We start from the raw sequence: 26,371 nt of genomic DNA on the forward strand, positions 1-26,371 counted from the left end.
CGGCACGCAGTCGCGCGGTGCTTCAGGCAAGGACAGGTGGCCGAGTGGTTTAAGGCTCTGGTCTTGAAAACCAGCGTACGGGAAACCGTACCGTGGGTTCGAATCCCACCCTGTCCGCCATTTCCCTTTTCTCCACCCATTAGTTGTCGAACCGACGAGATGGGACTACCTTACGAAGCGAAATGACGGTGCCAAGTCCTTTGGGGAGCGGGATCGACATGCGCGTTAAAGATGTAATGACGACGTCGGTCGTCAAGCTGTCCCCTGACAACAGCGTCAGGCAGGCAGCCCGGATCATGCTCGACAATCATGTCAGTGGCCTTCCCGTGGTCGACGGTGATGGAGCCCTGGTGGGCGTCATCAGCGAAGGCGACCTCATTCGCCGGAGCGAGCTTGGCGGCGGCATTCCGGTCGCCGACCCGGCCGGGGCCGCGGACGAGCGGGCGAGCGCCTATGTGCGCCGATCCTCCTGGAGGGTCGGTGATGCCATGACGGCCAATCCCGTGACCATCGATGAGGATGCCTCGGTCGCGCGCGTCGCGTCTCTGATGCGGGAGCGCGGCATCAAGCGTGTACCGGTGCTTAGAAACGGCCTTGTTGTCGGTATCGTCAGTCGCGCCGATCTGCTGCAGGCGATCTTGTCCGCAAAGCAAGACGAGACGGCGGCCGGCGACGAAGCCATCCGGCGCAGTATCCTGGTGCGCATCGGCGAAAATACCGGTCTTGAAGGCCTGGACATAAAGGTCGCCGTGACCGACGGCATCGTGCACCTCTGGGGCAACGTGGATACCGCCGATTGCCGTAAGGCGGCCCGCATCCTCGCTGAGAACGTGCGCGGCGTTCGCGGCGTGGTCGAGCACTACGCCGAGCCCTATCCGCAATAAGATATGCGTCGAGACCGCCGCGGCATGTGTCCGCGGCGCTGCAAGCGTATTCCTGCTGCTGTCGTTCCAACTTCAAGCGTTCCACCATCCTGCCCGCCGAAAAAACAGCAACGACCGTAGCGAATTCGAGAGACTGCGATGGCTTGCGCGACGGCAAGCTGGAGGGAATTTCAGCATAGGTCCTTTTGACCGGGAGGCTCAGATGGTTTCGCCTGAAACAGCATCGATGAAAGAGACGGCATCCGGAAAATCAGCAGCACCGTTGTCGGCCGACGAACTCCGCCTGATGGACGCCTATTGGCGCGCTTCGAACTATCTGTCGGTCGGGCAGATCTATCTGCTCGACAATCCGCTTCTGCGCGAACCGCTGAAGCGCGAGCACATCAAGCCGCGCCTGCTCGGCCATTGGGGCACGTCGCCGGGCCTCAACATGCTCTACGTGCATCTCAATCGCGTCATCAAACGTGACGACCTCGACATGATCTATATCATCGGTCCCGGCCATGGCGGGCCGTCTCTGGTGGCGCATGCCTATTTGGAAGGGACCTATACGGAGTTCTATCCGAACATCGCCGAAGACGCCGAAGGCATGCAGCGGCTGTTCAAGCAGTTCAGCTTTCCCGGCGGCATCCCGAGCCATGTGGCGCCGGAAACGCCCGGCAGCATCCATGAGGGCGGCGAGCTTGGTTATGCGCTCAGCCACGCCTATGGTGCCGCCTTCGACAATCCCAATCTGGTCGTTGCCTGCATCGTCGGCGATGGCGAGGCCGAGACCGGGCCGCTTGCGACCGGCTGGCAGAGCAACAAGTTCCTCAACCCTGCCCGCGACGGCTGTGTTCTGCCGATCCTGCACCTGAACGGCTACAAGATCGCCAATCCCTGCTTCCTCGCCCGCATTCCGCACGACGAGCTGAAGAAGTTCTTCGAGGGCATGGGCTACAAACCCTATTTCGTCGAAGGGCATGATCCGGCAAAGGTCCACCAGCAACTGGCAGACGTGCTCGATACGGCGACGGCCGAAATCCGGCAGATTTGGGACGATGCCCGCATCAGGGGCAATCTGAAGCGCCCGGCCTGGCCGATGATCATCTTCCGCACGCCAAAGGGCTGGACCTGCCCGCCGGAAATCGACGGCAAGAAATGCGAGGACTACTGGCGCGCGCACCAGGTGCCGATGGGCGAGATGGACAAGCCCGAGCACATCCGCATCCTCGAACAATGGATGAAGAGCTATCGCCCGGAAGAACTCTTCAGTGACGAGGGCCGGCTGAAGCCCGAGATCGCGGCGCTCGCCCCATCCGGACATCGCCGCATGAGCGACAATCCGCATGCAAACGGCGGCCTGCTGTTGCGCGACCTGAAAATGCCGGGCTTCCGGGACTACGCCGTCGACGTTCCGAGCCCGGGTGCCACGACCGTGGAAGCGGCGCGCGTGATGGGCAAGTTCCTGCGCGACGTGATGAAGAACAACATGGACGCGAAGAACTTCCGGCTGTTCAGCCCGGACGAAAACAACTCCAACCGATGGCAGGATGTGCTCGAGGTCACCGACCGCTGCTACATGGCCGAGATCTATCCCGAGGACGATCACCTCTCACCGGATGGCCGCATCATGGAAGTCTTGAGCGAGCATCAATGCCAGGGTTGGCTTGAAGGCTATCTCTTGACCGGGCGCCACGGCTTCTTCTCCTGCTACGAAGCCTTCATCCACATCATCGATTCCATGTTCAACCAGCACGCCAAGTGGCTGAAGGTCTGCAATGAGATCCCCTGGCGCCGGCCGGTCGCGTCGCTCAATTATTTCCTGAGCTCCCATGTCTGGCGGCAGGATCACAACGGTTTCAGCCATCAGGATCCGGGCTTCATTGATCATGTCGTCAACAAGAAGGCTGAGGTCGTCCGCGTCTACCTGCCGCCGGATGCCAATACGCTGCTGTCGGTCACCGACCATTGCCTGCGCAGCCGCAACTACGTCAACGTCGTCGTCGCCGGCAAGCAGCCGGGCCCACAATGGCTGACGATGGAACAGGCCGTGCGCCATTGCAGCATGGGTGTGAGCATCTGGGACTGGGCCAGCAACGACGCCAACAGTGAGCCGGACGTCGTCATGGCCTGCTGCGGCGACACTCCGACGCTGGAAACCCTCGCCGCCGTCCAGCTGCTGCGCGAGCATCTGCCTGAAGTGAAGGTCCGGGTCGTCAACGTCGTCAACCTGATGAAGCTGCAGCCGGCGGAAGAACACCCGCATGGCCTTTCGGACAGCGACTTTGATGGCATCTTCACAAGGGACAAGCCGATCATCTTTGCGTTCCACGGCTACCCGTGGCTGATCCATCGCCTCACCTATCGCCGCACCAATCACGGCAACCTGCATGTTCGCGGCTACAAGGAAGAAGGCACGACCACGACACCGTTCGACATGGTGGTGCTGAACGAACTCGACCGCTTCCACCTGGCCGGCGATGCCATCGATCGCCTGCCGCAGCTCGGCGCGCGGGCGGCCTACTTCAAGCAGGCGATCCAGGCCAAGCTGATCGAGCACCGGGAGTATATCGAGAAGCATGGCGACGACATGCCCTCGATCAGCGGCTGGAAATGGGGCGTTAACGGGGCGCAGCCTGCCAAGGCTGGGACATCGACCGAAGGGGACAATGTCTAAGGCCCGCGCACGGCTGGATTGACGATCACCCTGCCCGGCTTGCCTGAGCTTGCGAGCCGCTCCGCAAGGAGCGTCTCGCGCACACGACACGAACGAACCCTCATCGTCATTGCGGCTGGCTGCCATGTCGGAATTGCTGTCGACAGATCCCGAACTGAACCGCATGCCGACCGAGCAGGATCTTGCCCGGTTGCAGTTCACGACGCTGCTCTACTATCTCCACTGCACCAACCCGGACAACGGCCTGGTCCGTGACAAGACGCAGGAAGACGCGCCCGCAAGCATCGCCGCGGTCGGCATGGCGCTCGCGACGATCCCGGTGTTGGTCGAGCGCGGCATCGTCATCCGCAAGTTTGCCGCAAAGATCGCGCGTCGGCGCTTGCAGTTTCTCCTGGAGTGCCCGCAGGGACCGGAACCCGACGCCTCCGGCTACAAGGGCTTCTTCTACCACTTCCTCGACATCGAGACCGGCAGGCGCGTTTGGGAGTGCGAGCTTTCGACGATCGACTCCGCCTTTCTTTTCGCGGGCGCTCTGACAGTGGCCGCGTATTTCGACGGCGATGGCGCCGAAGAAGTTGAAATCCGCAGGGTGGCAAACGCGCTCTATGAACGGGCCGACTGGAACTGGGCCTGCGATCACGGGCTGACGCTCACCCACGGCTGGCGGCCGGAAAACGGCTTCATCCCCTATCGCTGGCGCGGCTACGACGAGGGCCTGCTCCTCTACATCCTCGGACTCGGCTCACCGACCCACCCACTCCCGCCGGAAGCCTATGCGGCCTACACCGCAAGCTACGACTGGCGGAACCTTTACGGGCGCGAATTGCTCTATTCGGGACCGCTCTTCACCCACCAACTCTCGCATATGTGGGTCGATTTCCGCGGCATCCGCGACGAATTCATGCGCGAGCACAACAGCGACTATTTCCAGAACAGTCGCCACGCGACCTTCGTCCAGCAGGAATATGCCATCCGCAACCCGCTGAATTTCGTCGGCTACGGCGAGCATTGCTGGGGCTTCACCGCAAGCGACGGTCCCGGCTGGACCAAGCGCACGGTGAACGGTGTCAAGCGGGAGTTCTTCGACTACATCGCCCGCGGCGCCCCCTTCGGTCCTGACGATGGGACCGTGTCGCCCTGGGCAGTCGTCGCCTCCCTGCCCTTCGCGCCGGAAATCGTCATTCCGACGGTCTGGAATTGTGCCCGTATGAATCTCGGCATGACCAGGCTTTACGGCTTCAGGCCCTCCTTCAACCGCAGCTTTCCGGCGGAAGGAACCGAATCCGGCTGGTGGGTCAGCCCCTATCATTTCGGCATCGACCAAGGCCCCGTGGTGCTGATGATCGAGAACTACAGGACCGGCCTGCTGTGGAACATCATGCGCCGCTGCGAGCCGATGGTGGTGGGATTGCGACGGGCAGGCTTCTCCGGCGGCTGGCTCTGACGGCCAAAGCAACAAAGGTACTCTGATGGACAGCCAGCCAGTGCCGATCAGAACAACCGCACTTCGCTTCGCACGGGCTGTCCGGATGCTGCTGACCTCCGAGGTCGGAGGCCGTGCCAAGTTGATGTTTGCCGGGCTTATTGCGCTGCTTTTCGGTCTGAACGGCCTCAACGTCGTCAACAACTACGTCGGCCGAAACTTTATGACGGCGATCGCCGAGCGCCAGATGAACGAGTTCATTCAGCAAGCGGTTTTCTACGTCTGCGTCTTTGCCGTTCTCACCGTCACCGGTGTTATCGCACGTTTTGTCGAAGAACGGCTGGCGCTGCTGTGGCGTGAATTCATGACGAGACGCGCCGTCGATCTCTATTTGGAGGAGGAGACCTATTATCGCGTGGAAGTCTCGGGGACGCTAAGCAATCCGGACCAGCGGATATCGGAGGACATCCAGGCGTTCACCGTCACCACGCTTTCCTACATCATCATGCTGTTCAGCAGCACGCTGACGGTGGTGACGTTCTCAGGCGTGCTCTGGTCGATCAGCCCGCTGCTGTTTGTCGTCGCTGTTTTCTATGCCGCCTGCGGCTCGTATATGACGATCGTGCTCGGTCGGCCGCTGATCGGCCTGAACTATGAGCGGCTCGACAGGGAGGCGAACTTGAGGTCGAGCCTCATGCACCTGCGCGAAAACGCAGAAGCGGTGATGGTGACCAGCGTCGAGGGGCAGCAGAAGACGCGATTGCTAGATCGCCTCGATGCCTTGGTCGTCAACATCCTGACGATTACCGCCGTCAATCGCAACCTGGCCTTTTTTACCAGCGGCTACAACTGGATGATCCAGATCATCCCGGATTTGATCATCGCTCCGGCTTTCATGCGCGGCGAAATCGAGTTTGGGGTGATTACCCAATCAGGTGCAGCCTTCGCCATGCTTGTCGGCGCATTCTCGCTGATCGTCAGGCAGTTCAACTCGATCTCGAATTTCGCCGTCGTCGTTTCTCGACTGAGCGCCTTGCTGGAGGCGATCGAGGAAAGCCGAAAAAGCAGCGTCTCGAGCATCGAACTGGTGAAGCAAGACGGCGATCTGGCCTTTGACCAGGTAACGCTGGGATCGGCAGTCACCCACCCATTGCTTCGCGATCTGTCGCTGTCGATCCCAATGGGAACGCCTGTGCTGATCTCAGGGCCGCATGCGGCCGCGGGGGCTGCGCTCTTCCGGGCCACCGCGGGAATTCCGACCCCCGGCACCGGGCGGATCGAGCGCCCGGAAAGTCTGATGTTTCTGCCGCAACGACCCTATCTGCCGCCGGGTCCTCTTCGGCAATATCTTCTGCCGCCTGGAAGTTCCGAAGGCATCTCCGATAGCCAGGTGCTCAATGTCTTGCGCAGCCTCGGTCTCGATGGGCTCGCCGATGGCGCCGAGGGGCTGGAGAAGGAACAGGATCGGGATATGTCCTTGGGCGACCAGCAGCTCCTGGCCCTCGCCAAGGTGCTTCTCGCCAGGCCACGGTATGTGTTTCTCGACCGGATCGAGGCAACGCTTGGTCGTGAGGCCTTGCGCAACACCCTGAGCCTTCTCCGCCAGAGTTCGATCACCTGCATCAACAACGGCGAGGAAGGCGATACACGCGACCTTTACGGCGCCTTCCTGGATTGCCGGGAGGATGGCAGCTGGACGTGGAAAGACGATCGGACTTGATCAGCCCCATCCCGGCACGCACTCAAGGCCGAGACCTGACCGGCATGCCCCGCCGAGCGATCGCCCGATGACCGATTCTGACGCCGGCACCTACCGCGGCGCGACGATGCCCTGGTAGTAGTCGCCATCACCGCCGACGACCCGCGGCGGACCATTGTAGGTTTGTGAACAGGCGGCCAGCGTGGTGAGCGCAAGCAACAATACGATCGTTCTCATGAAGTCCCCTTCTGGCCTGCATGCCGGCTATGTCCTTGAGACTTGGGAGAATCTGAGGCGGAGCCGGTTAGAAAACAAGTACTAAAATGGTGGTATAACAAAATCTATGATCGTTGAAGATGCAATCTTCAACGATTGCCGCCCGCTATGGGGCGGCAATCCGGACACGGTCAACAATGGATGAAAAGGTCGCCTAGATCGGGCGCTGCCGGTTGGTCTGTTCGCGCTCTCTCCAGTACTGCAGCCGAAGTCGCGGCGCCATGATCCAGGCGATGAACGGCGTGACGAGGAAACAGCTGACGACCACGATCGGGATCGCATATTTGGCGTTGGCCGTGAGGGCCGGTACCGACAGAACGATCAGGATCCCGATGGCGAACACGATGGCGTTGATCATCAGGCCGACCATGATCGCGAGTTGCAGGCGGACGGACATTTCGACCTCCCGAAGCTTCGGGGCGCTACGCCCCTTAAGCGTGCATTTGCGCGGCGGATTGTAGCAGACCGCTCTCATTCGCGAAATGGTGGAGTTCGCGCGGCGTCTCGCCCCTGTTGCGGGCGCAAATCTGCTCTATGCTTTTAGGCGAGCGATTGAAGACGCACGCGCCGGCCCGGCAAGGCTCGGGGAACGTGGTCGATCCGCGCTCGCCCAAAGGAGATCGCATGACGAGCCCATACGAAACGCTCGGTGTCAGCCGCGACGCGACGCAAAAGGACATCCAGAGCGCCTATCGCAAGCTTGCCAAGAAGCTGCACCCGGATCTCAATCCGGGAGACAAGGGCGCGGAGGACCTCTTCAAGGCGGTTTCAGCGGCCTATTCCTTGCTTGGAGACGAAGACAAACGCGGAAAATACGACCGCGGAGAGATCGACGGGACCGGAGCGGAAACGCCGCCCCGGCACTACTACCGCGACTATGCCCAATCAGGCGATGCGGGGGCACGTTACGAAAGCGCGCATGGCTTTTCTGATTTTGCCGAAGCGGACGATATCTTTTCGAGCTTCTTTTCACGGCGCGCGGGCGGGCAGCAGCAGCGCCAGCGCGGTCGCGATACCCATTTCTCGATGGAGATCGCATTTCTCGACGCGGCGAACGGCACCAAGACCCAGATCACCCTGCCCGGCGGCGGACCGGCGCTCGACCTGACCATTCCGCCCGGCACGCGCGATGGCCAGACGCTGAGGCTGCGCGGCAAGGGAGAACCGGGTCGCGACGGCGCACCGGCCGGCGACGCGCTGATCGACATCCGCGTCCGCCCGCATCCGCTCTTTGCCACGGATGGTGACGACGTGCGCTACGAGGTGCCGATATCGCTGAGCGAGGCCGTGCTCGGCGGCAAGATCCGCGTTCCGACGATCGATGGTGCCGTGAACATTTCGATTGCTCCGCACACCAACACGGGCAAGACACTGCGGCTGAAGGGCAAGGGACTGCACAAGCCGGGCGGTGGCCATGGCGATGCTTATGTCAGCCTGAAGATCGTGCTGCCGCAGGCCCCCGACCCGGCGCTTTCCGCCTTCGTCGAAGGCTGGGCCGCCGGCAAGACGGAAGATCCGCGCAAGGGCATGGGAGGATGACCTATGAACGACTGTGAATTTTGCGAACATCTCGATATCGAGGTCAAGGTTCTGCGCATCTGGGTCGAGCAGCGCTGGCTGATGCCCCAGGAGGCTGACGCCGGCTGGCTGTTCGAGGATGCCGACCTTGCGCGCGCGCGTCTGATCCAGGATCTGACGGGCCCCATGGGGGTCAATGACAACGGCGTCGACGTGGCCATGCAACTGCTCGACCAGGTCCACAGCCTACGGGGTCGCCTAGCGGTGTTGATGAACGCCATTCGCTCCCAGGAGCCGGCGGTTCAAAAGCTCATCTTGTCGAGCGCCGAGGAGGATTAGGCGACGGCCGGCTCGTTCAGCAGCCCGACCGTTTCGGCGACAAACAGGGTATCGACGAACTCCGTAAGGTCGACGATCCGATCGTCCCGGAACGTGAACTTGTCGATGATCTCGGTTCGCTCGCGGGTCTGCGACGGGATGAAGCGAACAAAGCCGGCGCGGTGGACGATGACGGTATCGCCATCGGCATAGCAGCCGACCATCTCCATCTCGCTCAGGTCCCAGTTCTTGACGAGCGTCGTGAAACTGTCGCGCACTGTTTCCGGCGTGTTGACGGCCAGTGCCATCGTGCCGAGCCTGCCGCTTCCCACGATGCGGAAGCTGAAGTCCGGATCAAGTTGCGCCATCATGGTGTCGAGGTCGTTGACATCGCGGGCGAGATAAAGGGCCCGCACCCTGAATTCCAGCATGCTTCGCTCAGTCATGACAGCCTCCCCGTTTCTATTAGAACGAGTGTGTTTTAACTTTAGCGATCGCGCAAGTATTAGTGGTGTTCCGGCCCGCTTCGCACCGGTCGCAGTGACCATCGTTAGAGTTTTCCTAAAATGCAACCACCAGTTTTTACCCGCCTTCAGGTGAAACTGAGCGACAAGAATGGATTGCTAACGGGAAGGCAGAGAAAACGTGACACAGGTCGTCACAGTATCCGCAACGACGGCGGCTTATGCGGCAGAAGCGCTGAAGCCGTCTGCACGTGTGCGCGGCGACGGTCCGACCGATGAAGCGATCACGTTGCTCTCGGCGCGGCGCACCGAAGAGCCCAAGTTGACGCCGGTCTCGATCCCGAAGACCAAAGGCGCCCTGCCCCTCTCCTTCATGCTAGCCACGGCCGACGGCCGTCTGCCGGAGCGCTCGGAAGCCGAAGCCCTGCGCCGCTATCTCGAATTCATGCGCGATGACGACGGTGGTTCCGAGAAGCAGGAAAACGAAGGCCGGCAGGATGAGCCCGCCGGCCAGGAGGATGAAAGCGACGCCGCCTGAGGCGGAATCGCAGTTTCTCGGGTCAATGATGCTTTTGGCCGCCGGCTGCCTCACCGCCCTTGGCCGAGCCGACCGGGAACGTCGCATCGACCTTGCCGGCCTTTTCGAAGACGAGCGTGACGGGAACCGTATCGCCTTCCTTGAAGGGCGTCTTCACGTCCATGAACATCAGGTGCAGGCCGCCGGCCTTGAGCTCCACCGTTTCGCCGGCCGGCAATGCCACGCCGTCGTCGAGCTTGCGCATCCGCATCACGTCGTTTTCCATCTTCATCTCGTGGATCTCGACACGCGCGGCCGCAGGGCTCTCGACAGCAACGAGCCGGTCTTCACCTGCCCCACCGTTCTTGATCGTCAGGAAGCCGCCGCCGACCTTGGCGCCCGGCAGCATGGCCTTCACCGAGCCACCGGAGATATCGAGATCGCCGACCTTCGCCGAGCCGCCGGCCGCAGCCATATGTCCGCCATGGCCGGCGTGCGGATCGGCGGCATCGGCCATCGTCACCGTTACGGTCGGTGCCGGGCTTTTCAGGTCATGTGCGTTCTGGCCCTCGGCAGCCACCTGGTCCCAGACGACCTTGCCTTCGGTGCCGCAAAGCTGCGTGGTCGGGAAGGCCAGCACAGTCTCCTTGTCGAAGCCCGAGACTTTACCGCGCACGACAAAGGTGTCGTAGTATTCGTTGGGAAGATTGCCGCCCTTCCACCGGATCTCCAGTGGGCCGGACGAGACCTTCTTGCCGTGATTGTCATAGGTCTTCTGGTAATCGCCCTTGATGATCTCGATTTCCCAGCCGGGCTTCGGCTGCGGTTGGGCGAAGACGAAGCCTTCCGGCAGCTTGATCTGTACTTCCGTCGTCGGCTTGCCGTCGCAGCCATGCGGAACCTGCAGCACCGCCTTGAAGGTGGTCTCCACCGGCGCCGTGTCTTTCTCGAAGGTGGCATGGGCGTGGGCGATGCCGCTTGCGGCAAGGGTAAGGCCGAGCGAAAGCGAAACGATCCTGGTCTTTGTCATGTCGTAATCTCCTGACCACGCGCCGGGCTTTGCCCGATGTCCGGTGGTCCAAGCCGCTTGAACGCGGCAAATTGTATTGGGATGCGAGAGGAGAATTACGAACGCGCCGGAGGCCCGCGCGAAGGCGGCAGCAACCGCAGATGCTGATGGGGTGTCGCGTATTCAGCGACAGCTGTCGAAACCTGCCACGCGCCCGTTTCGGCGCGAACGCTCTCGGTTGGCGGAGCCGGCAGCAGGATAGAGCCCGAAAGACGGCAGGCCTCGCAGACCGGGGCCATCGCCTGGCCCTTGCCGCTTTCGTGGTCGACGCCATCCATGCCGAAGCAGATTTCGGCGATCGTTCCGTCAGGCAATTGATAGGCGGAAATTTCAGCCGGGCTCAGGCTCTTGGCGCTGAGCGGCTTGTGGGCAAAGGTCAGGAAAACGAGCGCAAAGACGGCGATCAGCCGCACTGCTATCCCGAATTTTCCGTCGCGCCCTGTCATGGTTATCCCCGGTATCTGTCTTGGGTTATCCTCAACCGGAGAAGAATGCAAAGGCAGAATTGCCGCACCCTGCCCGGCTGCGTCTTTTGGTCATGCGACAAAAATGTGTTTCGGCGCGACACCGCCCCCTTGCCAAGCTCTGGCCTTCGCCGTTATCTGGAGACGATCTTGTTGGGAGAAGCCGGTTCACTCCGGTGCCGAAGGAGCAACCGCCCCGGAAACTCTCAGGCCAAAGGACCAGCAAGGTGCCGGTAGGACTCTGGAGAGAAGCGTTTTACGCTCGCCGAAGGGATAACAATCTCAGGCAAAGGGACAGAGGGGGCTCGAATCGACGGCGATTGACGCCGGAAGTGTGAGCCGGCGCGGGAGCGCCAGACCTGGAGGCCGGATTTGGAAAACAATCCTCATTTGAAACAGACGCCGCTGCATGCGCTGCACCTTTCGCTGGGCGCCCGCATGGTACCCTTTGCCGGTTACGACATGCCGGTGCAGTACCCCGATGGCGTGATGAAGGAACACCAGCACACCCGTGTTGCTGCCGGTCTCTTCGATGTATCGCATATGGGCCAGGTCATCGTTCGGCCGAAGTCCGGCAAGATCGAGGACGCGGCCCTGGCGCTCGAAAAGCTGGTGCCGGTCGATGTGCTCGGCCTTGCCGAGGGCCGCCAGCGTTATGGCCTCTTCACCAATGCCGAAGGCGGTATCCTCGACGACCTGATGATCACCAACCGCGGCGACCATCTCTTCCTCGTCGTCAACGCCGCCTGCAAGGACGCCGACTTCGAGCTCCTGAAGGCCGGTCTCTCCGATACCTGCGACGTGACGATGCTCGACGATCGCGCGCTGATCGCGCTTCAGGGCCCGCACGCCGAAGCCGTGCTCGGCGAACTCTGGGCTGATGTCTCCGCCATGCGCTTCATGGACGTCGCCGAAGCCGACCTGCATGACGTCACCTGCATCATTTCCCGCTCGGGCTATACCGGCGAAGACGGTTTCGAGATCTCCATTCCCGTTGCCTCCGCCGTCGATGTTACCCAACGCCTGCTCGAACATCCCGATGTGAAGCCGATCGGCCTTGGCGCCCGCGATTCGCTGCGCCTTGAAGCCGGTCTTTGTCTCTATGGCAACGACATCGACACCGCCACGACCCCGGTCGAAGGGGCGCTCGAATGGGCACTGCAGAAGGCGCGCCGCGCCGGTGGCGCCCGCGAAGGTGGTTTCCCCGGTGCCGATCGTATCCTCGGCCAGTTCGCCGCTGGCGCCTCGCGCCGCCGCGTCGGCCTGAAGCCCGAGGGACGCGCGCCGGTTCGCGGCGGCGCTAACCTCTTTGCCGATGCCGAGGGCAAGACCCCGGTCGGCCAGGTGACCTCGGGTGGCTTCGGCCCCTCGGTCGATGGCCCGGTCGCCATGGGCTATGTCGATGCCGGCCATATCGAGAACGGCACCACCCTTTTTGCGGAAGTGCGCGGCAAGTACCTGCCGGTGGCGGTCGCCGCCCTTCCCTTCGTCAAACAAACCTACAAACGCTGATCAGGAGAGAGCGCACATGTTGAAGTTCACTGAGGAACACGAGTGGCTGAAGATCGAAGCTGGTGTCGCAACCGTCGGCATCACCGAGCATGCCGCCGGCCAGCTCGGCGATCTCGTCTTCGTTGAACTGCCGGAAACCGGCTCGAACTTTGCCAAGGGCGATAGCGCCGCCACCGTCGAATCCGTCAAGGCAGCTTCCGACGTCTATTGTCCGCTTGACGGCGAAATCGTCGAAGTGAACCAGGCGATCGTCGACGACCCGTCGCTCGTCAACAGCGACCCGCAGGGTGCTGCCTGGTTCTTCAAGCTGAAGCTTGCCAACCCCAGCGATGCCGATGCCCTCCTCGAGGAAGCGGCCTACAAGGAGCTCGTCGCCTGATGAGCATGCCCAAGGATTTCACCTTTACGGACTACAAGCCGTATGACTTCGCCAATCGGCGTCATATCGGCCCGTCGCCGGCCGAAATGGACGAGATGCTGAAGGTCGTCGGTTACCCGACGCTCGATGCGCTGATCGATGACACCGTGCCGCCGTCGATCCGCCAGAAAACGCCGCTTGCCTGGGGCGCGCCGATGACCGAGCGCGAGGCGCTCGACAAGATGCGCGAAACGGCCAACCGCAACCAGAAGCTCGTGTCGCTGATCGGCCAGGGCTACTACGGCACGATCACGCCACCGGTCATCCAGCGCAACATCCTGGAAAACCCGGCCTGGTACACGGCCTATACGCCCTACCAGCCGGAAATCAGCCAGGGCCGCCTCGAAGCGCTGCTCAACTACCAGACCATGGTCTGCGACCTGACTGGCCTCGACGTTGCCAACGCGTCGCTTCTCGATGAAGCGACCGCAGCCGCTGAAGCGATGGCGATGGCCGAGCGCGTCTCGAAGTCGAAGGCCAAGTCCTTCTTCGTCGACGAAAACTGCCATCCGCAGACGATCGCGCTTCTGAAGACCCGCGCCGAGCCGCTCGGCTGGCAGATTGTCATCGGCAATCCCTTCGCCGATCTCGATCCGGTCGACGTCTTCGGCGCGATCTTCCAGTATCCGGGCACCTACGGCCATGTGAACGACTTCACCGGCCTGATTGCCCGCCTGCACCAGACTGGCGCTATCGCGACCGTTGCCGCCGATCCGCTGGCGCTGGCGCTTCTGAAGTCGCCTGGCGAAATGGGCGCCGATATCGCCATCGGCTGCACCCAGCGCTTCGGCGTTCCGGTCGGCTATGGGGGTCCGCATGCGGCCTATATGGCCGTCAAGGATGCACACAAGCGCTCGATGCCCGGCCGTCTCGTCGGCGTCTCGGTCGACGCGCGCGGCAACCGCGCCTACCGCCTGTCGCTGCAGACCCGCGAACAGCACATCCGCCGCGAAAAGGCGACGTCGAACATCTGCACCGCGCAGGTTCTGCTCGCCGTCATGGCCTCGATGTACGCCGTCTTCCATGGACCGAAGGGCATCAAGGCGATCGCCCAGAGCGTTCACCAGAAGACCGTTCGTCTCGCCATGGGTCTCGAAAAGCTCGGCTACACGGTCGAGCCCGATGTGTTTTTCGACACGATCACCGTCGAAGTCGGCAAGCTGCAGGGCATCATCCTCAAGACCGCGGTCGCCGAGGAAGTGAACCTGCGCAAGATCGGCGAGACCAAGATCGGCATCAGCCTCGACGAGCGCTCGCGCCCCGTCACGCTCGAAGCCGTCTGGCGCGCCTTCGGTGGCGACTTCAAGGTGGAAGAGTTCGAGCCGGGTTACCGCCTGCCGCAGCCGCTGCTGCGCACCAGCGAATACCTGATGCACCCGATCTTCCATATGAACCGCGCCGAAAGCGAGATGACGCGCTACATCCGCCGTCTGTCGGACCGCGACCTGGCGCTCGATCGGGCGATGATCCCGCTCGGCTCGTGCACGATGAAGCTGAACGCGACCGCCGAGATGCTGCCGATCACCTGGCCGGAATTCTCGGAGATCCATCCCTTCGTGCCGAAGGATCAGGCGGCTGGCTACCAGCACATGATCGAAGACCTGTCGGAGAAGCTCTGCGCCGTCACCGGCTATGACGCGATCTCCATGCAGCCGAACTCCGGTGCACAGGGCGAATATGCCGGTCTCCTGACGATCCGTGCATACCACCTTGCGCAGGGCAACGCCCATCGCGACGTCTGCCTGATCCCGACCTCGGCGCACGGCACCAACCCTGCGTCGGCCCAGATGGCCGGCATGAAGGTGGTCGTCATCAAGGTCAGCGAAAACGGCGACATCGACATGGAAGATTTCCGTGCGAAAGCCGAGCAGTATGCCGACAATCTCTCGTGCTGCATGATCACCTATCCTTCGACGCACGGCGTGTTCGAGGAGAATGTGCGTGAGGTCTGCGAGATCGTGCACAAGCACGGTGGCCAGGTCTACATGGACGGCGCCAACATGAACGCCATGGTCGGCCTTGCCCGCCCCGGCGACATCGGCTCCGACGTCAGCCATCTCAACCTGCACAAGACCTTCTGCATTCCGCACGGCGGCGGCGGTCCCGGCATGGGCCCGATCGGCGTCAAGGCGCATTTGGCGCCATACCTGCCCGGCCACCCGGAAACGGACGGCCAGGACGGCGCGGTTTCGGCGGCTCCCTTCGGTTCGGCCTCGATCCTGCCGATCTCCTGGAGCTACTGCCTGATGATGGGTGGCGAAGGCCTGACCCAGGCGACGAAGGTGGCGATCCTCAACGCCAACTACATTGCAGCAAGGCTCAAGGGCGCCTACGAGGTGCTCTACAAGTCGTCGAAGGGGCGTGTCGCGCATGAATGCATCATCGACACCCGCCCGCTGGTCGAAAGCGCCGGCGTGACCGTTGACGACGTCGCCAAGCGCCTGATCGACTGCGGTTTTCACGCCCCGACCATGAGCTGGCCGGTTGCCGGAACTCTGATGATCGAGCCGACTGAATCGGAAACCAAGGCCGAGATCGACCGATTCTGCGAGGCAATGCTTGCCATCCGCGAGGAAGCCCGTGCGATCGAGGAAGGTCGCATGGACAAGACCAATAACCCGCTGAAGAACGCTCCGCACACGGTCGAAGACCTGGTCGGCGAATGGGATCGCCCCTATTCGCGCGAGCAGGCCTGCTACCCGCCGGGCGCCTTCCGGGTCGACAAGTACTGGTCGCCGGTCAATCGTGTCGACAACGTCTTCGGTGACCGCAACCTCGTCTGCACCTGCCCGCCGCTCGAAAGCTACGCGGAAGCCGCAGAGTAACGACATCGACCGGCGGAGCAGCAATGCTCCGCCGGTTGTTTTCTCCGGCGCGGCTGCGCCCGGACGGATGCGCGCCTGTGCGCTCGACCCCATTCCCCAAAAAAACGTGGCGTGTATTACCGATCGCGTGAAGACAGCTGGCCTATCGGCGCGCGCTCATGCCCGGTGGCAGGATTGTGCTTTCGACCCAGAAGCGAATGAACGCCTCGGCGAAGCGACGATATTCGATGACCGAAGACGGCTTTGCCGCATAGGCATTGGCGCCGGCACCGTAGCAGTGAAGCACGTCGGCCGGATTGATCGAGGACGTCAGCACGATGATCGGGATGAGCGCAGTGGCACGGCTCTTGCGCACGCGCCTTAGGAGCTCGATCCCATCGCTGCCGGGCAGCTTGATATCCATCAGCATGTAGTCGAAGTGCCCGCTGGAGAGCTGTTCCACGGCCTCGTCCGCGTCGGTCACCAGGACGAGTTCGATCGATTTGTCGATCTGGGCAAAGGCGCGCATCACGAAACGCGCATCGTGCGCGTCGTCTTCCACCAAGAGCAATCGCTTTGGCGTCGAGGTCACCTTGTTCCGCCCTACTTCGCCTTCCTCAGCCACCTCGGAAGCAACACGATGAAACGTGCGCCTTCTCGGAAGCTCGTGTCAAGGCAGATCGAACCGCCATGGCTTTCGGCGATGCGTTTGGCGAGCGACAAGCCGATTCCCGTGCCGCCATAGACCGTTTCATCCTTGTGCAGCCGCTGGAACACTTCGAAGATGCGCGTCGCAAACCGCGGATCGATGCCGATGCCGTTGTCCTCTACGACCAGTTCCACCGTTTGGTGCAAAACGCTGCCGTGGATGCGGATGACCGGGGGGCGGTCGGCGTGCCGGTACTTGATCGCATTGCCGACGAGGTTCTGGACCAGGCGGCGCAGCAGCTCGGGATCCCCTTCCAGTTCCGGCAGTGGGCCTACCTCGAAGGTTGCGTTTGCGTCGTTTGCGTCACCGGCGAGAATCGTCAGCGTCTCCGAGACGACGTCGCTCAGCCGCACCTGGGTCCAGTCGGTGATGCGATGCGCGATCTGCGCATAGTCGAGCAGGCTGTCGACCACGCGGTTCATGCGCCGGACGCTGTCGCGCAGGTGCCGGGCATTTTCCGCAAGTTCGGTCTGATTGCCTGCCTTGAGGTCGTCTTCGATCATCTCGGAGAACATCGAGATGTGCCGAAGCGGCGCCTTGAGATCGTGGGAGACGGTGGCGGTGAACTGATCGAGCGCCTCGTTCTTGTGTTCCAGTTCCTGCCGTTGCCGCTCGAGCGCGAGCTCGGCGCGCTTCAGATCCGTGACATCGACACGCGCGACGACCGTGTTGCCATCCTTGGCCTTGATGTTCTCCACCCTCAGCCAGCGGTCGTCGGCATAGCGGTGGATCTTCGGCTTTCCGTCCGGATAGCGGAAATCGCGCAGACGCGAGGCGATCCATTCGTTGCCTTCGCGCGTGCCCGGCAAGGCGTCCGGGTAGTGACCGCCCTGGCGCGCCAAGAGCAGGATTTCCTCGGCGGTGATGCCGGGCTTGAGTGCCGGACCGGCAGGCCCGCAGATCGCCTGATAGGCCCTGTTATAGACGACCAGCCGTTCCTCCCTGTCGAAGATGGCAAAGCCTTCAGGCATTGCTTCGAGGGCCGCATTCAGCATCTCGGAAGCCTTCTGCCGTTCGCTCACCGCTTCGGTCAGGTCCGAAACGTCTCTGATGATACCGATAAGCGCCAGTTCTTCGCCTTGGTCGTTGATCAGGGGCGTGGTGCGCAGATGCCCGGAGAATGTCGAGCCGTCACGCCTGATATAAAGATAGTTCGAAGTCCGGGGGGCGGTTTCGTCCACGCGCGCCGCCCGGTTCTGCAGGCGCTTGGCATATTCCGCATCGGTCGCGTAGATCAGGCGCACGGATCTGTCGATGAACTCCGCGGACGGATAACCGAACTGGCGAAGTGCTGCATTGTTCGCGGAACGGATGATACGCTCGGCGTCGATGATGATCACGGGATCGGGAAACGTTTCGTAGAGCGCCTTGAAGACGAGATCTTCGTTCAACGCCGCCATGTCCCTCTCCCTATTCCATAGATGTGTATCTCAGCAGAAAAAAGGCCCGGCGAAAACCGGGCCGACCTATTCAATTGAAGGAATGGTAAAACTCAGTTGGCGCGCACTACGGCGTCACCCTGTGCCGCAAGTGCGGCCAGATCGGCCGGCTTCAGCTCGACCGATTCGCCACATCCGCAGGCGGATGTCTGGTTGGGATTGTGGAAGGTGAATCCGGAGCGCAGCGTCGTCACTTCGAAATCCATCTGCGTGCCGAGCAGATAGAGCACGGCTTCCGGCGCAATCCAGACCTTGGCGCCCTGATGCTCGATCAGGTCGTCCTTGGGGTTCGGCTCGGTCACGAGATCGACGGCATATTCCATGCCGGCGCAGCCACCCTTCTTGATGCCGACGCGAATGCCCTTGGCATCGGCGCCGGAATTCTCGACGATCGCGCGCACGCGGCCGGCAGCAGCATCGGTCAGGCTCATCACGGCAAAGCCCATGGGCTCATTCTCCTTGTCGTCACCGGGGTAAAGGCCCGGCGCCTTACAGAATCAAATGTAGTATCCGTGCCTTAACGGATCAATACGCGAGGCTCAGTACCACCCGACGGCGACCTGTGCTTCCTCGGACATCCGGTCCGGCGTCCACGGCGGATCGAAGGTCATTTTGACCTCCACACCCGAGACGCCCTCGACGGCGCCGACGGCGTTCTCGACCCAGCCCGGCATCTCGCCCGCCACCGGGCAGCCGGGTGCTGTCAGCGTCATGTCGATCTTGACCATGCGGTCGTCTTCGATGTCGATCTTGTAGATGAGACCGAGTTCGAAGATGTCGGCCGGGATTTCCGGGTCGTAGACGGTCTTCAGCGCCGCGATGATGTCGTCGCTGAGGCGCGCAATCTCTTCGGTTGGGATCGCCGAATGCACGATGCCCTCGCGGACGTCGACCTTTTCTTCCGTTGCATCAAGGCTCATGTCGGCCTCCTGGACTTTCTCTAGTGGTTCAGCAGATTGGGATAAATCCCTGAACTTTTTACAAATTTCTTAGGCGAAGAACTTTCGTGCATGCTCCAGCGCGTCGACCAGCGCATCGACCTCGGCCCGTGTGTTGTAGAGCCCGAAGGATGCACGGCATGTGGAGGTCACGCCGAAACGTTTCAAGAGCGGCTGGGCGCAATGGGTACCGGCGCGAACAGCGACACCGGCACGGTCGATTACCATCGACACATCGTGCGAATGAATGCCGGCAAGCTCGAAGGCGAAAATGCTACCCTTGTCGGGCGTGTTGCCGAAGACCCGCAGCGAATTGACCGACGAGAGGCGCTCGCGCGCATAGGCCGTCAGATCGGCTTCATGCGCCTGGATCGCTGCACGACCAAGCTTGTCCATGTAATCGAGCGCATAGCCAAGGCCGATTGCCTGCACGATCGGGGGCGTGCCGGCCTCGAAGCGGTGCGGCGGATCGTTGTAGGTAACATAATCCTCGGTCACCACCTCGATCATCTCACCGCCGCCGAGGAACGGTCGCATCTCCTTCAGCCGGTCCGTCTTGCCGTAGAGCACACCGACACCGGAGGGGCCGTAGAGCTTGTGGCCGGTCATCACGTACCAGTCGCAATCGATGTCCTGGACGTCGACTGGCATGTGCACGGCGCCCTGGCTGCCGTCGACGAGTACAGGGATGCCGCGCTCGCGGGCGATGCGGCAGATTTCCTTGACCGGAACAACGGTTCCGAGCGCATTCGACATATGGGTGATGGCGATGAGCTTGGTCTTGTCCGTCAGGCACTTGACGAAATCTTCGACGTGCAACGCGCCGTCGTCATCGACCGGGATCCAGACGAGCTTGGCGCCCTGGCGTTCGCGGATGAAATGCCAGGGAACGATGTTGGAGTGGTGCTCCATGATCGACAGCACGATCTCGTCGCCCTCGCCGAGCTTCGGCATGCCGTAGCCATAGGCGACCGTGTTGATCGCCTCGGTCGAAGACTTGGTGAAGATGACGTTGTCGACCGACGGGGCATTGAGGAAGCGGCGCACCTTTTCGCGTGCCGCCTCATAGGCTTCCGTCGCGGCATTCGACAGGAAATGCAGGCCGCGATGGACGTTGGCGTATTCGTTGGAATAGGCATGGGAGATCGCATCGATCACGACCTGTGGCTTCTGTGCCGATGCGCCGTTGTCGAGATAGACGAGCGGCTTGCCGTAGACGGTTTTCGACAGGATCGGAAAATCCTTGCGGATCGTTTCGACGTCGTAGGCGGGCACCGGTACAGAGTGTTCCATGTCTTCAATCCAATTTCGCCACGTCGCCGCGCGTCCCTGAGGACGCGCTAAGCGCACTGCAACATGTTGAAGTCCCGCGCAATTTTACCCCAAATCGACGCCGATTTAAGGAATTACGCAGACAGCCCGTCAGGCGTGCTTGTCGAGCCAGGTCGAGATGACCTCTTCCAGCGCCTCGACCAGCGCCTCGTCATCTTCCAGCTCTTCGACGATCTCGGCAACAAAGGCATTGACGAGCATGGCCCGAGCCTTGTTTTCCGGAACACCGCGCGCCATCAGGTAGAAGAGCTGCGTGTGGTCGATATCGGCAACCGTCGCACCGTGGCCGCACTGCACGTCGTCGGCGAAGATCTCCAGCTCAGGCTTCGCCGAGAGATCGGCGTCGTCGGATAGAAGCAGCGTGTTGCATGCCATCTTCGCGTCGGTCTTCTGCGCGTCCTTGGCAACCAGGATCTTGCCCTGGAACACGCCCTTGGCACGATCGAACACGACGTTGCGGATGATCTCCGTCGACGTGGTGTGCGGTACGTTGTGGCCGAGCGTGAAGGTCACGTCCGTGTGGCTCTCGCCGCCGAGCAGGTTGATGCCGCGCAGTTTGAAATCCGCACCCTCGCCGCTCGTCTTGCCATGGATCTCCTGGCGCACCAGCTTGCCGCCGGCGTTGATCACGAAGAGATGCAGCTTGGCATTCTTGCCGAGGTCGAAGCGGATCTGGCCGAGATGGGTATCGGCAGCGCCCTGCTGCTGCAGGATGATCCAGATGACATCGGCACCGTCGGCGAGCGTAATGTCGCTAACGGAGGAGACGAAGCTCTCGCCGTCTTTGGTCGACAGATGCCGCTCGATCACGGTTGCCTTGGCGTTGGCGCCGAACGTCACCGGGAAGCGCGTATGCGCCTGGCCGACACTCTGTACCAGCTGAATTTCCAGCGGATTTTCGACCGTTGCATCATCGCCGACGGCGATTTCGAGACCGCCGCGCACGAGACCGCCGTTGATGCGGCCGATCGCGTCGTCAAAGCCGAGCACAGCGAGGCCAGCCGTGGCCGAACCGTCGAGCAGGCTGTCGACATAGGAACGGACCGTCACGCCCTCGGGAAGGTTGCCCTTGACCTCGGCCTGGCCGTTTCGGACCGAAAACACCGTCGAGCCCGGAACCAGCGCGTCGACGCGATCGGCAAAAGCCGTCGGATCGGTAGCCGGCACCGCGCGCAGCAGCGTGCGCAGGTCGGTGTAGTGCCAGGATTCGACACGGCGGGTCGGCAGACCCGCAGTCCTCAGTTCGTGCACCAGCGTGTCGCGAACCGAAAGCACCGAACCGTCACCCGGCAGATCGCCGATCTGCGCGGTATAGGCGTCGACGAGCGCCGTCTCGGCCGCCGTCATCTTGATTGCCTGTTGCATATTCATTCGAACACTCCTTCAACAGGCTCTAAGCTGCGGCCTCGATGATATCCGCGTAGCCGTTGGCTTCGAGTTCGTGCGCCAGCGTCTTGTCGCCCGACTTGATCACCTGGCCCTTGTAGAGGACGTGCACCGTGTCGGGCACGATGTAGTCGAGCAGGCGCTGGTAGTGGGTGATGACGACGACGGCGCGATCCGGCGAACGCAGGGCGTTGACGCCGTCGGCGACGATCTTCAGCGCATCGATGTCGAGGCCGGAGTCGGTTTCGTCGAGCACGCAAAGCTTCGGCTGGAGCAGCGACATCTGCAGGATTTCGGCGCGCTTCTTCTCACCGCCGGAGAAGCCGACGTTGAGCGGGCGACGCAGCATTTCCGGTGCGATCTTCAGCTCGGCAGCGGCTTCCTTGACGCGGCGCATGAATTCCGGCGTCGTCAGCTCGTCTTCACCGCGATACTTGCGCTGTTCGTTCATCGCCACCTTCAGGAACTGCATGGTGGCAACGCCCGGGATTTCGACCGGGTACTGGAAGGCAAGGAAGATGCCCTTGGCCGCACGCTCGGACGCGTCGAGTTCCAGGATGCTTTCGCCGTTGTAGAGGATGTCGCCTTCGGTGACTTCGTAATCTTCGCGGCCCGACAGGATGTAGGAGAGCGTCGACTTGCCGGAGCCGTTCGGGCCCATGATGGCGGCAACTTCGCCGGCCTTCACGGTCAGGTTCAGGCCGCGGATGATCTCGGTGCCGTCTTCGGCGATGCGGGCGTGCAGGTTCTTGATTTCAAGCATTTCTATCGTCCTCTTGGGAAACGAACGTTCGTTCGCGCGCAAACTCTCGGTGCGCGCCATTCAATTTTCAGTCCAGGGCCTTAGCCCACCGAGCCTTCAAGCGAGATGCCGATCAGCTTCTGCGCTTCGACGGCGAATTCCATCGGCAGTTCCTGGATGACTTCCTTGACGAAGCCGTTGACGATCAGCGCGATCGCCGCTTCGGTCGGGATGCCGCGCTGCTGGCAGTAGAACAGCTGGTCCTCGGAAATCTTCGACGTCGTGGCTTCGTGCTCGAACTGTGCCGTCGAGTTCTTCGCCTCGATGTAAGGAACGGTATGCGCGCCGCACTTGTCGCCGATCAGCAGCGAATCGCACTGGGTGAAGTTGCGGGCATTCTCGGCCTTGCGGTGGGCCGAAACCTGGCCGCGATAGGTGTTTTCCGAGACGCCGGCAGCAATACCCTTGGAGACGATGCGGCTCGACGTGTTCTTGCCGAGGTGGATCATCTTGGTGCCACTGTCGATCTGCTGGTGACCGTTGGACACCGCGATCGAGTAGAACTCGCCGCGCGAACCGTCGCCGCGCAGGATGCAGGACGGATACTTCCAGGTAATCGCCGAACCGGTTTCGACCTGCGTCCAGGAGATCTTGGAGTTCTTGCCACGGCAATCGCCACGCTTGGTGACAAAGTTGTAGATGCCGCCCTTGCCTTCCTTGTCGCCCGGATACCAGTTCTGGACCGTCGAGTACTTGATCTCTGCGTCATCGAGCGCAACGAGTTCGACGACGGCGGCATGAAGCTGGTTCTCGTCGCGCTGCGGTGCGGTGCAGCCTTCGAGATAGGACACGTAGGCGCCCTCTTCGCAGATGATCAGCGTGCGCTCGAACTGGCCGGTGTTCTTCTCGTTGATACGGAAGTAGGTGGACAGTTCCATCGGGCAACGAACGCCCTTCGGCACGTAGACGAAGGAGCCGTCGGTGAAGACTGCGGAGTTCAGCGTCGCATAGTAGTTGTCGGTCGTCGGAACGACGGAACCGAGATACTTCTTGACGAGATCAGGGTGCTCGCGGATCGCCTCGGAGATCGACATGAAGATCACGCCGGCCTTCTTCAACTCTTCCTTGAAGGTGGTGACGACCGAGACGCTGTCGAAGACGGCGTCGACGGCGATCTTCGACTTCTGTACGCCGGCGAGGATTTCCTGTTCCTTCAGCGGAATGCCGAGCTTTTCGTAGACCTTGAGGATCTCGGGATCGACTTCGTCGAGCGACTTCGGGCCCGTCACGCCCTTGGGAGCGGCGTAATAGTAGATCTCGTTGAAGTCGATCTTCGGATAGCTGACGCGTGCCCAGGTCGGCTCGTCGAGCGTCAGCCAGCGGCGATAGGCCTCAAGACGCCATTCCAGCATCCATTCCGGCTCGTTTTTCTTCTCGGAGATGAAGCGAATGATGTCTTCCGAGAGACCCTTCGGGGCCTTCTCGACTTCGATGGTCGTCTCAAAACCGTATTTGTACTGGTCAACGTCGATCTGACGGACCTGATCAATGGTCTCCTGCACGGCAGGCATGTCGTTCTCCAATCTTGCCGGATCCAAGGTCCGGCAGCTTGTCAACACGATGCGCTTGGCACACCGCTTATGTAATGGCTAAAAGGCGCTTTTCACCCTGTTTGCCAAGCGGAAAATTGCTTTTCCGCAATTTCGTCCGGTCGTTCCGCTCAGGCTGCTTGCCCGGGCGCTCGTCTTCTTGCTGCTACCTTTGCAAAGACCGTGGCGCAACGGTCGATATCAGCCTGTGTCGTGCCCTCGCCGATCGAGATTCGAAGTGCGCCCTGGCGCGGATCGTAACCCATCGCCGTCAGCACGTGGCTCTGCCCGACCTTGCCGGAGGAGCAGGCGGAACCCGCCGACAACGCCACACCTTCGAGATCGAAGGCAATCTGCCCGGTCTCGGCCTTGAGGCCAGGAAGCGTGAAGAAGATCGTGTTGCCAACGCGCGAAACGTCGCGGCCGTGAATAACCACGTCGGTTGCCGCGGCCAGCATCTCGCCTTCGAGCTTGTCGCGCAACGCGGTGACCACGCCTATTCGTTGGCCGACATCTTCGCCGACCTTCCGGGCGGCTGCTGCAAAGCCGGCAATCGCCACCGGATTTTCAGTCCCGGAACGGTGCCCCTTTTCCTGTCCGCCGCCGCGGATCAGCGGTGCGGGCATCATAACCTCGCCGCGCGCCACCAGCGCGCCGGCGCCCTTCGGGCCGCCGATCTTGTGCGAGGAGACGATCAGGAAGTCGGCGCCGAGGTCTTCAATCGAAAGCGGCACGCGGCCGGCGGCCTGCACCGCGTCGACGACGAGAATGCCGCCATGGGCGCGAACGATCTCGGCGATCGCGGCGATCGGCTGGATGATGCCCGTCTCGTTGTTGACCAGCATGACGGCAACCATCGGCAAGCCGAGCTGGCGATCATGCGCGGATAACAGCTCCCTCAGCACCGGGAGATCGACGACGCCGTCTGAAATCACCGGGATTTCGCTGAGGGCTTCGCGCGGAAAGCGTCCGCCTTCGCGCACAGCCGGGTGCTCGATCGCCGAGGCATAGAGCCGGCCGATCTTCAGCGGCGTGCGGCCCATGCGGAAATCGGGCGTAAGCACCAGGTTGGCCGCTTCCGTGGCGCCGCTGGTAAAGATGACGCTGCCAGGCTTGGCGCCGCAGAGCACTGCCACGTCGCGACGGGCGTTTTCGATCAACGTGCGCAACGCGCGGCCCTCTCCGTGAACGGAAGAAGGGTTGCCAAGGAGGTCGAGCGCCGACAGGCAAGCCTCGCGCGCTTCGGGCAGAAGCGGCGCCGTGGCGTTCCAGTCCATATAGATGCGTGAACTCGACATGATTTCCTTCGCTAGATCAACAGGTCACAGGCCCGCAACCTCTGGCGATGCATTTTCCTTGAATTTTCCGCGCCGCTTGCCTTATGAGACGAAGCACAAGGCGGAATGCCCGCACAGAAGTTTTGAACGGTTCTAAACTAGGTTTTAGAAAAGCTGACTGCTTTCGTCAAGACTCATCGCGATCTGAACCCAAGATTCGAACCAGGAACACTCCCGGAGAGCCAATGCCCGAAATCATCTTCAACGGACCCGCCGGCCGCCTCGAAGGCCGTTATCAGCCTTCGAAGCAGAAGAGCGCGCCGATCGCCATCATCCTGCACCCGCACCCGCAGTTCGGCGGCACGATGAACAACCAGATCGTCTACCAGCTCTTCTATATGTTCCAGAAGCGCGGCTTCACCACGCTCCGGTTCAACTTCCGCGGCATCGGTCGCAGCCAGGGCGAATTCGACCACGGCGCCGGCGAGCTTTCGGATGCGGCATCGGCGCTCGACTGGGTGCAGAGCCTGCATCCGGATTCGAAGAGCTGCTGGGTTGCCGGCTATTCCTTCGGTGCCTGGATCGGTATGCAGCTCCTGATGCGCCGCCCGGAAATCGAAGGCTTCATGGCCGTCGCGCCACAGCCGAACATCTACGACTTCTCGTTCCTGGCGCCCTGCCCGTCTTCGGGCCTGATCATCAATGGTGATTCCGACAAGGTTGCGCCGGAAAAGGACGTCAACGGTCTCGTCGAGAAGCTGAAGGCGCAGAAGGGCATTCTCATCACCCACAAGACGGTGCCCGGCGCCAACCACTTCTTCAACGGCCAGGTCGAAGGCCTGATGACGGAATGCGAGGACTACCTCGACCGTCGCCTCAACGGCGAACTGACACCGGAGCCGGCCGCCAAGCGTATTCGCTGAAAACCCGGGCC

Annotated in this window: 25 protein-coding genes, 1 tRNA gene and 1 riboswitch; of the genes, 12 read left to right on the plus strand and 14 right to left on the minus strand. The window is 61.8% G+C overall.

Features of this window, described 5'->3' with window-relative positions; genetic code table 11:
• Nucleotides 1–30 precede the first annotated feature (30 nt).
• From FA04_RS07370 to FA04_RS07390, 5 genes are all read left to right on the plus strand, one after another.
• Nucleotides 31–120 (plus strand) — tRNA-Ser (locus FA04_RS07370).
• 98 nt (nt 121–218) lie between these two features.
• Nucleotides 219–884, plus strand: coding sequence for a CBS domain-containing protein (locus FA04_RS07375; RefSeq protein ID WP_034803496.1), 666 nt, complete (start codon nt 219–221; stop codon nt 882–884).
• Nucleotides 885–1,086: 202 nt separating this feature from the next.
• Nucleotides 1,087–3,543 (plus strand): phosphoketolase family protein, encoded by a 2,457-nt coding sequence (locus FA04_RS07380; RefSeq protein WP_082936510.1) that lies wholly within the window; start codon nt 1,087–1,089, stop codon nt 3,541–3,543.
• Between the two features lie 124 nt (nt 3,544–3,667).
• On the plus strand, nt 3,668–4,987 hold the full coding sequence (locus FA04_RS07385) for a glucoamylase family protein (RefSeq protein WP_064816994.1): 1,320 nt from the start codon (nt 3,668–3,670) through the stop codon (nt 4,985–4,987).
• Between the two features lie 25 nt (nt 4,988–5,012).
• A complete protein-coding gene (locus FA04_RS07390) occupies nt 5,013–6,686 on the plus strand; it encodes an ABC transporter ATP-binding protein/permease (RefSeq protein ID WP_034794286.1) in 1,674 nt (557 codons plus the stop codon).
• A 90-nt stretch (nt 6,687–6,776) separates the two neighbouring features.
• On the opposite strand, the gene FA04_RS36355 is transcribed toward FA04_RS07390, so the two are convergent.
• Nucleotides 6,777–6,902 (minus strand): hypothetical protein, encoded by a 126-nt coding sequence (locus FA04_RS36355; RefSeq protein ID WP_255380881.1) that lies wholly within the window; start codon nt 6,900–6,902, stop codon nt 6,777–6,779.
• Between the two features lie 193 nt (nt 6,903–7,095).
• Nucleotides 7,096–7,338 (minus strand): hypothetical protein, encoded by a 243-nt coding sequence (locus FA04_RS07395; RefSeq protein WP_034794289.1) that lies wholly within the window; start codon nt 7,336–7,338, stop codon nt 7,096–7,098.
• 227 nt (nt 7,339–7,565) lie between these two features.
• On the opposite strand from FA04_RS07395, the gene FA04_RS07400 reads away from it, so the two are divergent.
• Both FA04_RS07400 and FA04_RS07405 read left to right on the plus strand, forming a co-directional pair.
• Entirely contained in the window at nt 7,566–8,480 is a 915-nt protein-coding gene (locus tag FA04_RS07400) for a DnaJ C-terminal domain-containing protein (protein ID WP_034794292.1), read from the plus strand.
• Between the two features lie 3 nt (nt 8,481–8,483).
• Nucleotides 8,484–8,798 (plus strand): chaperone modulator CbpM, encoded by a 315-nt coding sequence (locus tag FA04_RS07405; protein ID WP_034794294.1) that lies wholly within the window; start codon nt 8,484–8,486, stop codon nt 8,796–8,798.
• Here the strand turns inward: FA04_RS07405 and FA04_RS07410 are convergent.
• Nucleotides 8,795–9,223: a nuclear transport factor 2 family protein gene (locus FA04_RS07410; protein WP_034794296.1), complete on the minus strand. Its 429-nt coding sequence runs from the start codon at nt 9,221–9,223 to the stop codon at nt 8,795–8,797. The genes FA04_RS07405 and FA04_RS07410 overlap by 4 nt on opposite strands.
• Nucleotides 9,224–9,422: 199 nt before the next feature.
• On the opposite strand from FA04_RS07410, the gene FA04_RS07415 reads away from it, so the two are divergent.
• On the plus strand, nt 9,423–9,779 hold the full coding sequence (locus tag FA04_RS07415; RefSeq protein WP_034794298.1) for a hypothetical protein: 357 nt from the start codon (nt 9,423–9,425) through the stop codon (nt 9,777–9,779).
• A 22-nt stretch (nt 9,780–9,801) separates the two neighbouring features.
• Here FA04_RS07415 and FA04_RS07420 read toward each other — a convergent pair whose 3' ends face one another.
• Together FA04_RS07420 and FA04_RS07425 are read right to left on the minus strand one after the other, a co-directional pair.
• Nucleotides 9,802–10,788, minus strand: coding sequence for a copper chaperone PCu(A)C domain-containing protein (locus tag FA04_RS07420; protein WP_034794300.1), 987 nt, complete (start codon nt 10,786–10,788; stop codon nt 9,802–9,804).
• A gap of 95 nt (nt 10,789–10,883) precedes the next feature.
• On the minus strand, nt 10,884–11,273 hold the full coding sequence (locus FA04_RS07425) for a hypothetical protein (RefSeq protein ID WP_034794303.1): 390 nt from the start codon (nt 11,271–11,273) through the stop codon (nt 10,884–10,886).
• A 162-nt stretch (nt 11,274–11,435) separates the two neighbouring features.
• Nucleotides 11,436–11,523: riboswitch (glycine riboswitch) on the plus strand.
• Nucleotides 11,524–11,663: 140 nt separating this feature from the next.
• Here FA04_RS07425 and gcvT point away from each other — a divergent pair.
• The 3 genes from gcvT to gcvP are packed head-to-tail and all read left to right on the plus strand — an operon-like array spanning nt 11,664 to nt 16,046.
• On the plus strand, nt 11,664–12,803 hold the full coding sequence (gcvT, locus tag FA04_RS07430) for a glycine cleavage system aminomethyltransferase GcvT (protein ID WP_034794307.1): 1,140 nt from the start codon (nt 11,664–11,666) through the stop codon (nt 12,801–12,803).
• Between the two features lie 16 nt (nt 12,804–12,819).
• Nucleotides 12,820–13,182, plus strand: a complete 363-nt coding sequence (gene gcvH / locus FA04_RS07435; RefSeq protein ID WP_034794310.1) for a glycine cleavage system protein GcvH — start codon at nt 12,820–12,822, stop codon at nt 13,180–13,182.
• Complete coding sequence (gene gcvP / locus FA04_RS07440) at nt 13,182–16,046, plus strand: aminomethyl-transferring glycine dehydrogenase (protein WP_034794312.1); 2,865 nt, start codon at nt 13,182–13,184, stop codon at nt 16,044–16,046. Before gcvH ends, gcvP begins: the two co-directional genes overlap by 1 nt.
• 142 nt (nt 16,047–16,188) lie before the next feature.
• On the opposite strand, the gene FA04_RS07445 is transcribed toward gcvP, so the two are convergent.
• From FA04_RS07445 to FA04_RS07485, 9 genes are all read right to left on the minus strand, one after another.
• Nucleotides 16,189–16,617: a response regulator gene (locus FA04_RS07445; RefSeq protein WP_127889067.1), complete on the minus strand. Its 429-nt coding sequence runs from the start codon at nt 16,615–16,617 to the stop codon at nt 16,189–16,191.
• Between the two features lie 11 nt (nt 16,618–16,628).
• Complete coding sequence (locus FA04_RS07450) at nt 16,629–18,134, minus strand: sensor histidine kinase (protein ID WP_051659306.1); 1,506 nt, start codon at nt 18,132–18,134, stop codon at nt 16,629–16,631.
• A gap of 92 nt (nt 18,135–18,226) precedes the next feature.
• Nucleotides 18,227–18,619 (minus strand): Fe-S cluster assembly scaffold SufA, encoded by a 393-nt coding sequence (gene sufA, locus FA04_RS07455; protein ID WP_034794319.1) that lies wholly within the window; start codon nt 18,617–18,619, stop codon nt 18,227–18,229.
• 93 nt (nt 18,620–18,712) lie between these two features.
• Nucleotides 18,713–19,093: an SUF system Fe-S cluster assembly protein gene (locus FA04_RS07460; protein WP_034794321.1), complete on the minus strand. Its 381-nt coding sequence runs from the start codon at nt 19,091–19,093 to the stop codon at nt 18,713–18,715.
• A gap of 69 nt (nt 19,094–19,162) precedes the next feature.
• Nucleotides 19,163–20,404: a cysteine desulfurase gene (locus FA04_RS07465; RefSeq protein WP_034794323.1), complete on the minus strand. Its 1,242-nt coding sequence runs from the start codon at nt 20,402–20,404 to the stop codon at nt 19,163–19,165.
• Between the two features lie 129 nt (nt 20,405–20,533).
• Nucleotides 20,534–21,814, minus strand: coding sequence for a Fe-S cluster assembly protein SufD (gene sufD / locus FA04_RS07470; protein ID WP_034794325.1), 1,281 nt, complete (start codon nt 21,812–21,814; stop codon nt 20,534–20,536).
• Between the two features lie 22 nt (nt 21,815–21,836).
• On the minus strand, nt 21,837–22,592 hold the full coding sequence (gene sufC, locus FA04_RS07475; protein WP_034794631.1) for a Fe-S cluster assembly ATPase SufC: 756 nt from the start codon (nt 22,590–22,592) through the stop codon (nt 21,837–21,839).
• A gap of 80 nt (nt 22,593–22,672) precedes the next feature.
• A complete protein-coding gene (gene sufB, locus FA04_RS07480) occupies nt 22,673–24,142 on the minus strand; it encodes a Fe-S cluster assembly protein SufB (protein ID WP_034794338.1) in 1,470 nt (489 codons plus the stop codon).
• Nucleotides 24,143–24,291: 149 nt separating this feature from the next.
• The gene (locus FA04_RS07485) at nt 24,292–25,458 is read right to left on the minus strand and encodes a cysteine desulfurase family protein (protein WP_034794341.1); all 1,167 of its coding nucleotides are present in this window, start codon (nt 25,456–25,458) and stop codon (nt 24,292–24,294) included.
• 224 nt (nt 25,459–25,682) lie between these two features.
• On the opposite strand from FA04_RS07485, the gene FA04_RS07490 reads away from it, so the two are divergent.
• Nucleotides 25,683–26,360 carry an alpha/beta hydrolase gene (locus FA04_RS07490; RefSeq protein WP_034794344.1) on the plus strand — a complete coding sequence of 226 codons (678 nt, stop codon included), beginning with the start codon at nt 25,683–25,685 and terminating at the stop codon, nt 26,358–26,360.
• The last annotated feature ends 11 nt before the right edge of the window (nt 26,361–26,371 follow it).

It is taken from the genome of Ensifer adhaerens, from assembly GCF_000697965.2.
GTDB classification, from domain to species: Bacteria; Pseudomonadota; Alphaproteobacteria; order Rhizobiales; family Rhizobiaceae; genus Ensifer; species Ensifer adhaerens.

Bases quoted from the DNA above. Each gene is read 5' to 3' on its own strand.
- FA04_RS07460 (WP_034794321.1), bottom strand. From the start codon at position 19,093: ATGAGCCTTGATGCAACGGAAGAAAAGGTCGACGTCCGCGAGGGCATC.
- FA04_RS07405 (WP_034794294.1), top strand. From the start codon at position 8,484: ATGAACGACTGTGAATTTTGCGAACATCTCGATATCGAGGTCAAGGTT.
- FA04_RS07390 (WP_034794286.1), top strand. From the start codon at position 5,013: ATGGACAGCCAGCCAGTGCCGATCAGAACAACCGCACTTCGCTTCGCA.
- FA04_RS07395 (WP_034794289.1), bottom strand. From the start codon at position 7,338: ATGTCCGTCCGCCTGCAACTCGCGATCATGGTCGGCCTGATGATCAAC.
- FA04_RS36355 (WP_255380881.1), bottom strand. From the start codon at position 6,902: ATGAGAACGATCGTATTGTTGCTTGCGCTCACCACGCTGGCCGCCTGT.
- FA04_RS07420 (WP_034794300.1), bottom strand. From the start codon at position 10,788: ATGACAAAGACCAGGATCGTTTCGCTTTCGCTCGGCCTTACCCTTGCC.
- FA04_RS07490 (WP_034794344.1), top strand. From the start codon at position 25,683: ATGCCCGAAATCATCTTCAACGGACCCGCCGGCCGCCTCGAAGGCCGT.
- gcvH (WP_034794310.1), top strand. From the start codon at position 12,820: ATGTTGAAGTTCACTGAGGAACACGAGTGGCTGAAGATCGAAGCTGGT.
- gcvP (WP_034794312.1), top strand. From the start codon at position 13,182: ATGAGCATGCCCAAGGATTTCACCTTTACGGACTACAAGCCGTATGAC.
- FA04_RS07465 (WP_034794323.1), bottom strand. From the start codon at position 20,404: ATGGAACACTCTGTACCGGTGCCCGCCTACGACGTCGAAACGATCCGC.
- sufC (WP_034794631.1), bottom strand. From the start codon at position 22,592: ATGCTTGAAATCAAGAACCTGCACGCCCGCATCGCCGAAGACGGCACC.
- FA04_RS07425 (WP_034794303.1), bottom strand. From the start codon at position 11,273: ATGACAGGGCGCGACGGAAAATTCGGGATAGCAGTGCGGCTGATCGCC.
- sufB (WP_034794338.1), bottom strand. From the start codon at position 24,142: ATGCCTGCCGTGCAGGAGACCATTGATCAGGTCCGTCAGATCGACGTT.
- FA04_RS07410 (WP_034794296.1), bottom strand. From the start codon at position 9,223: ATGACTGAGCGAAGCATGCTGGAATTCAGGGTGCGGGCCCTTTATCTC.
- FA04_RS07375 (WP_034803496.1), top strand. From the start codon at position 219: ATGCGCGTTAAAGATGTAATGACGACGTCGGTCGTCAAGCTGTCCCCT.
- FA04_RS07380 (WP_082936510.1), top strand. From the start codon at position 1,087: ATGGTTTCGCCTGAAACAGCATCGATGAAAGAGACGGCATCCGGAAAA.
- FA04_RS07450 (WP_051659306.1), bottom strand. From the start codon at position 18,134: ATGGCGGCGTTGAACGAAGATCTCGTCTTCAAGGCGCTCTACGAAACG.
- FA04_RS07400 (WP_034794292.1), top strand. From the start codon at position 7,566: ATGACGAGCCCATACGAAACGCTCGGTGTCAGCCGCGACGCGACGCAA.
- FA04_RS07385 (WP_064816994.1), top strand. From the start codon at position 3,668: ATGTCGGAATTGCTGTCGACAGATCCCGAACTGAACCGCATGCCGACC.
- FA04_RS07485 (WP_034794341.1), bottom strand. From the start codon at position 25,458: ATGTCGAGTTCACGCATCTATATGGACTGGAACGCCACGGCGCCGCTT.
- sufD (WP_034794325.1), bottom strand. From the start codon at position 21,814: ATGAATATGCAACAGGCAATCAAGATGACGGCGGCCGAGACGGCGCTC.
- sufA (WP_034794319.1), bottom strand. From the start codon at position 18,619: ATGGGCTTTGCCGTGATGAGCCTGACCGATGCTGCTGCCGGCCGCGTG.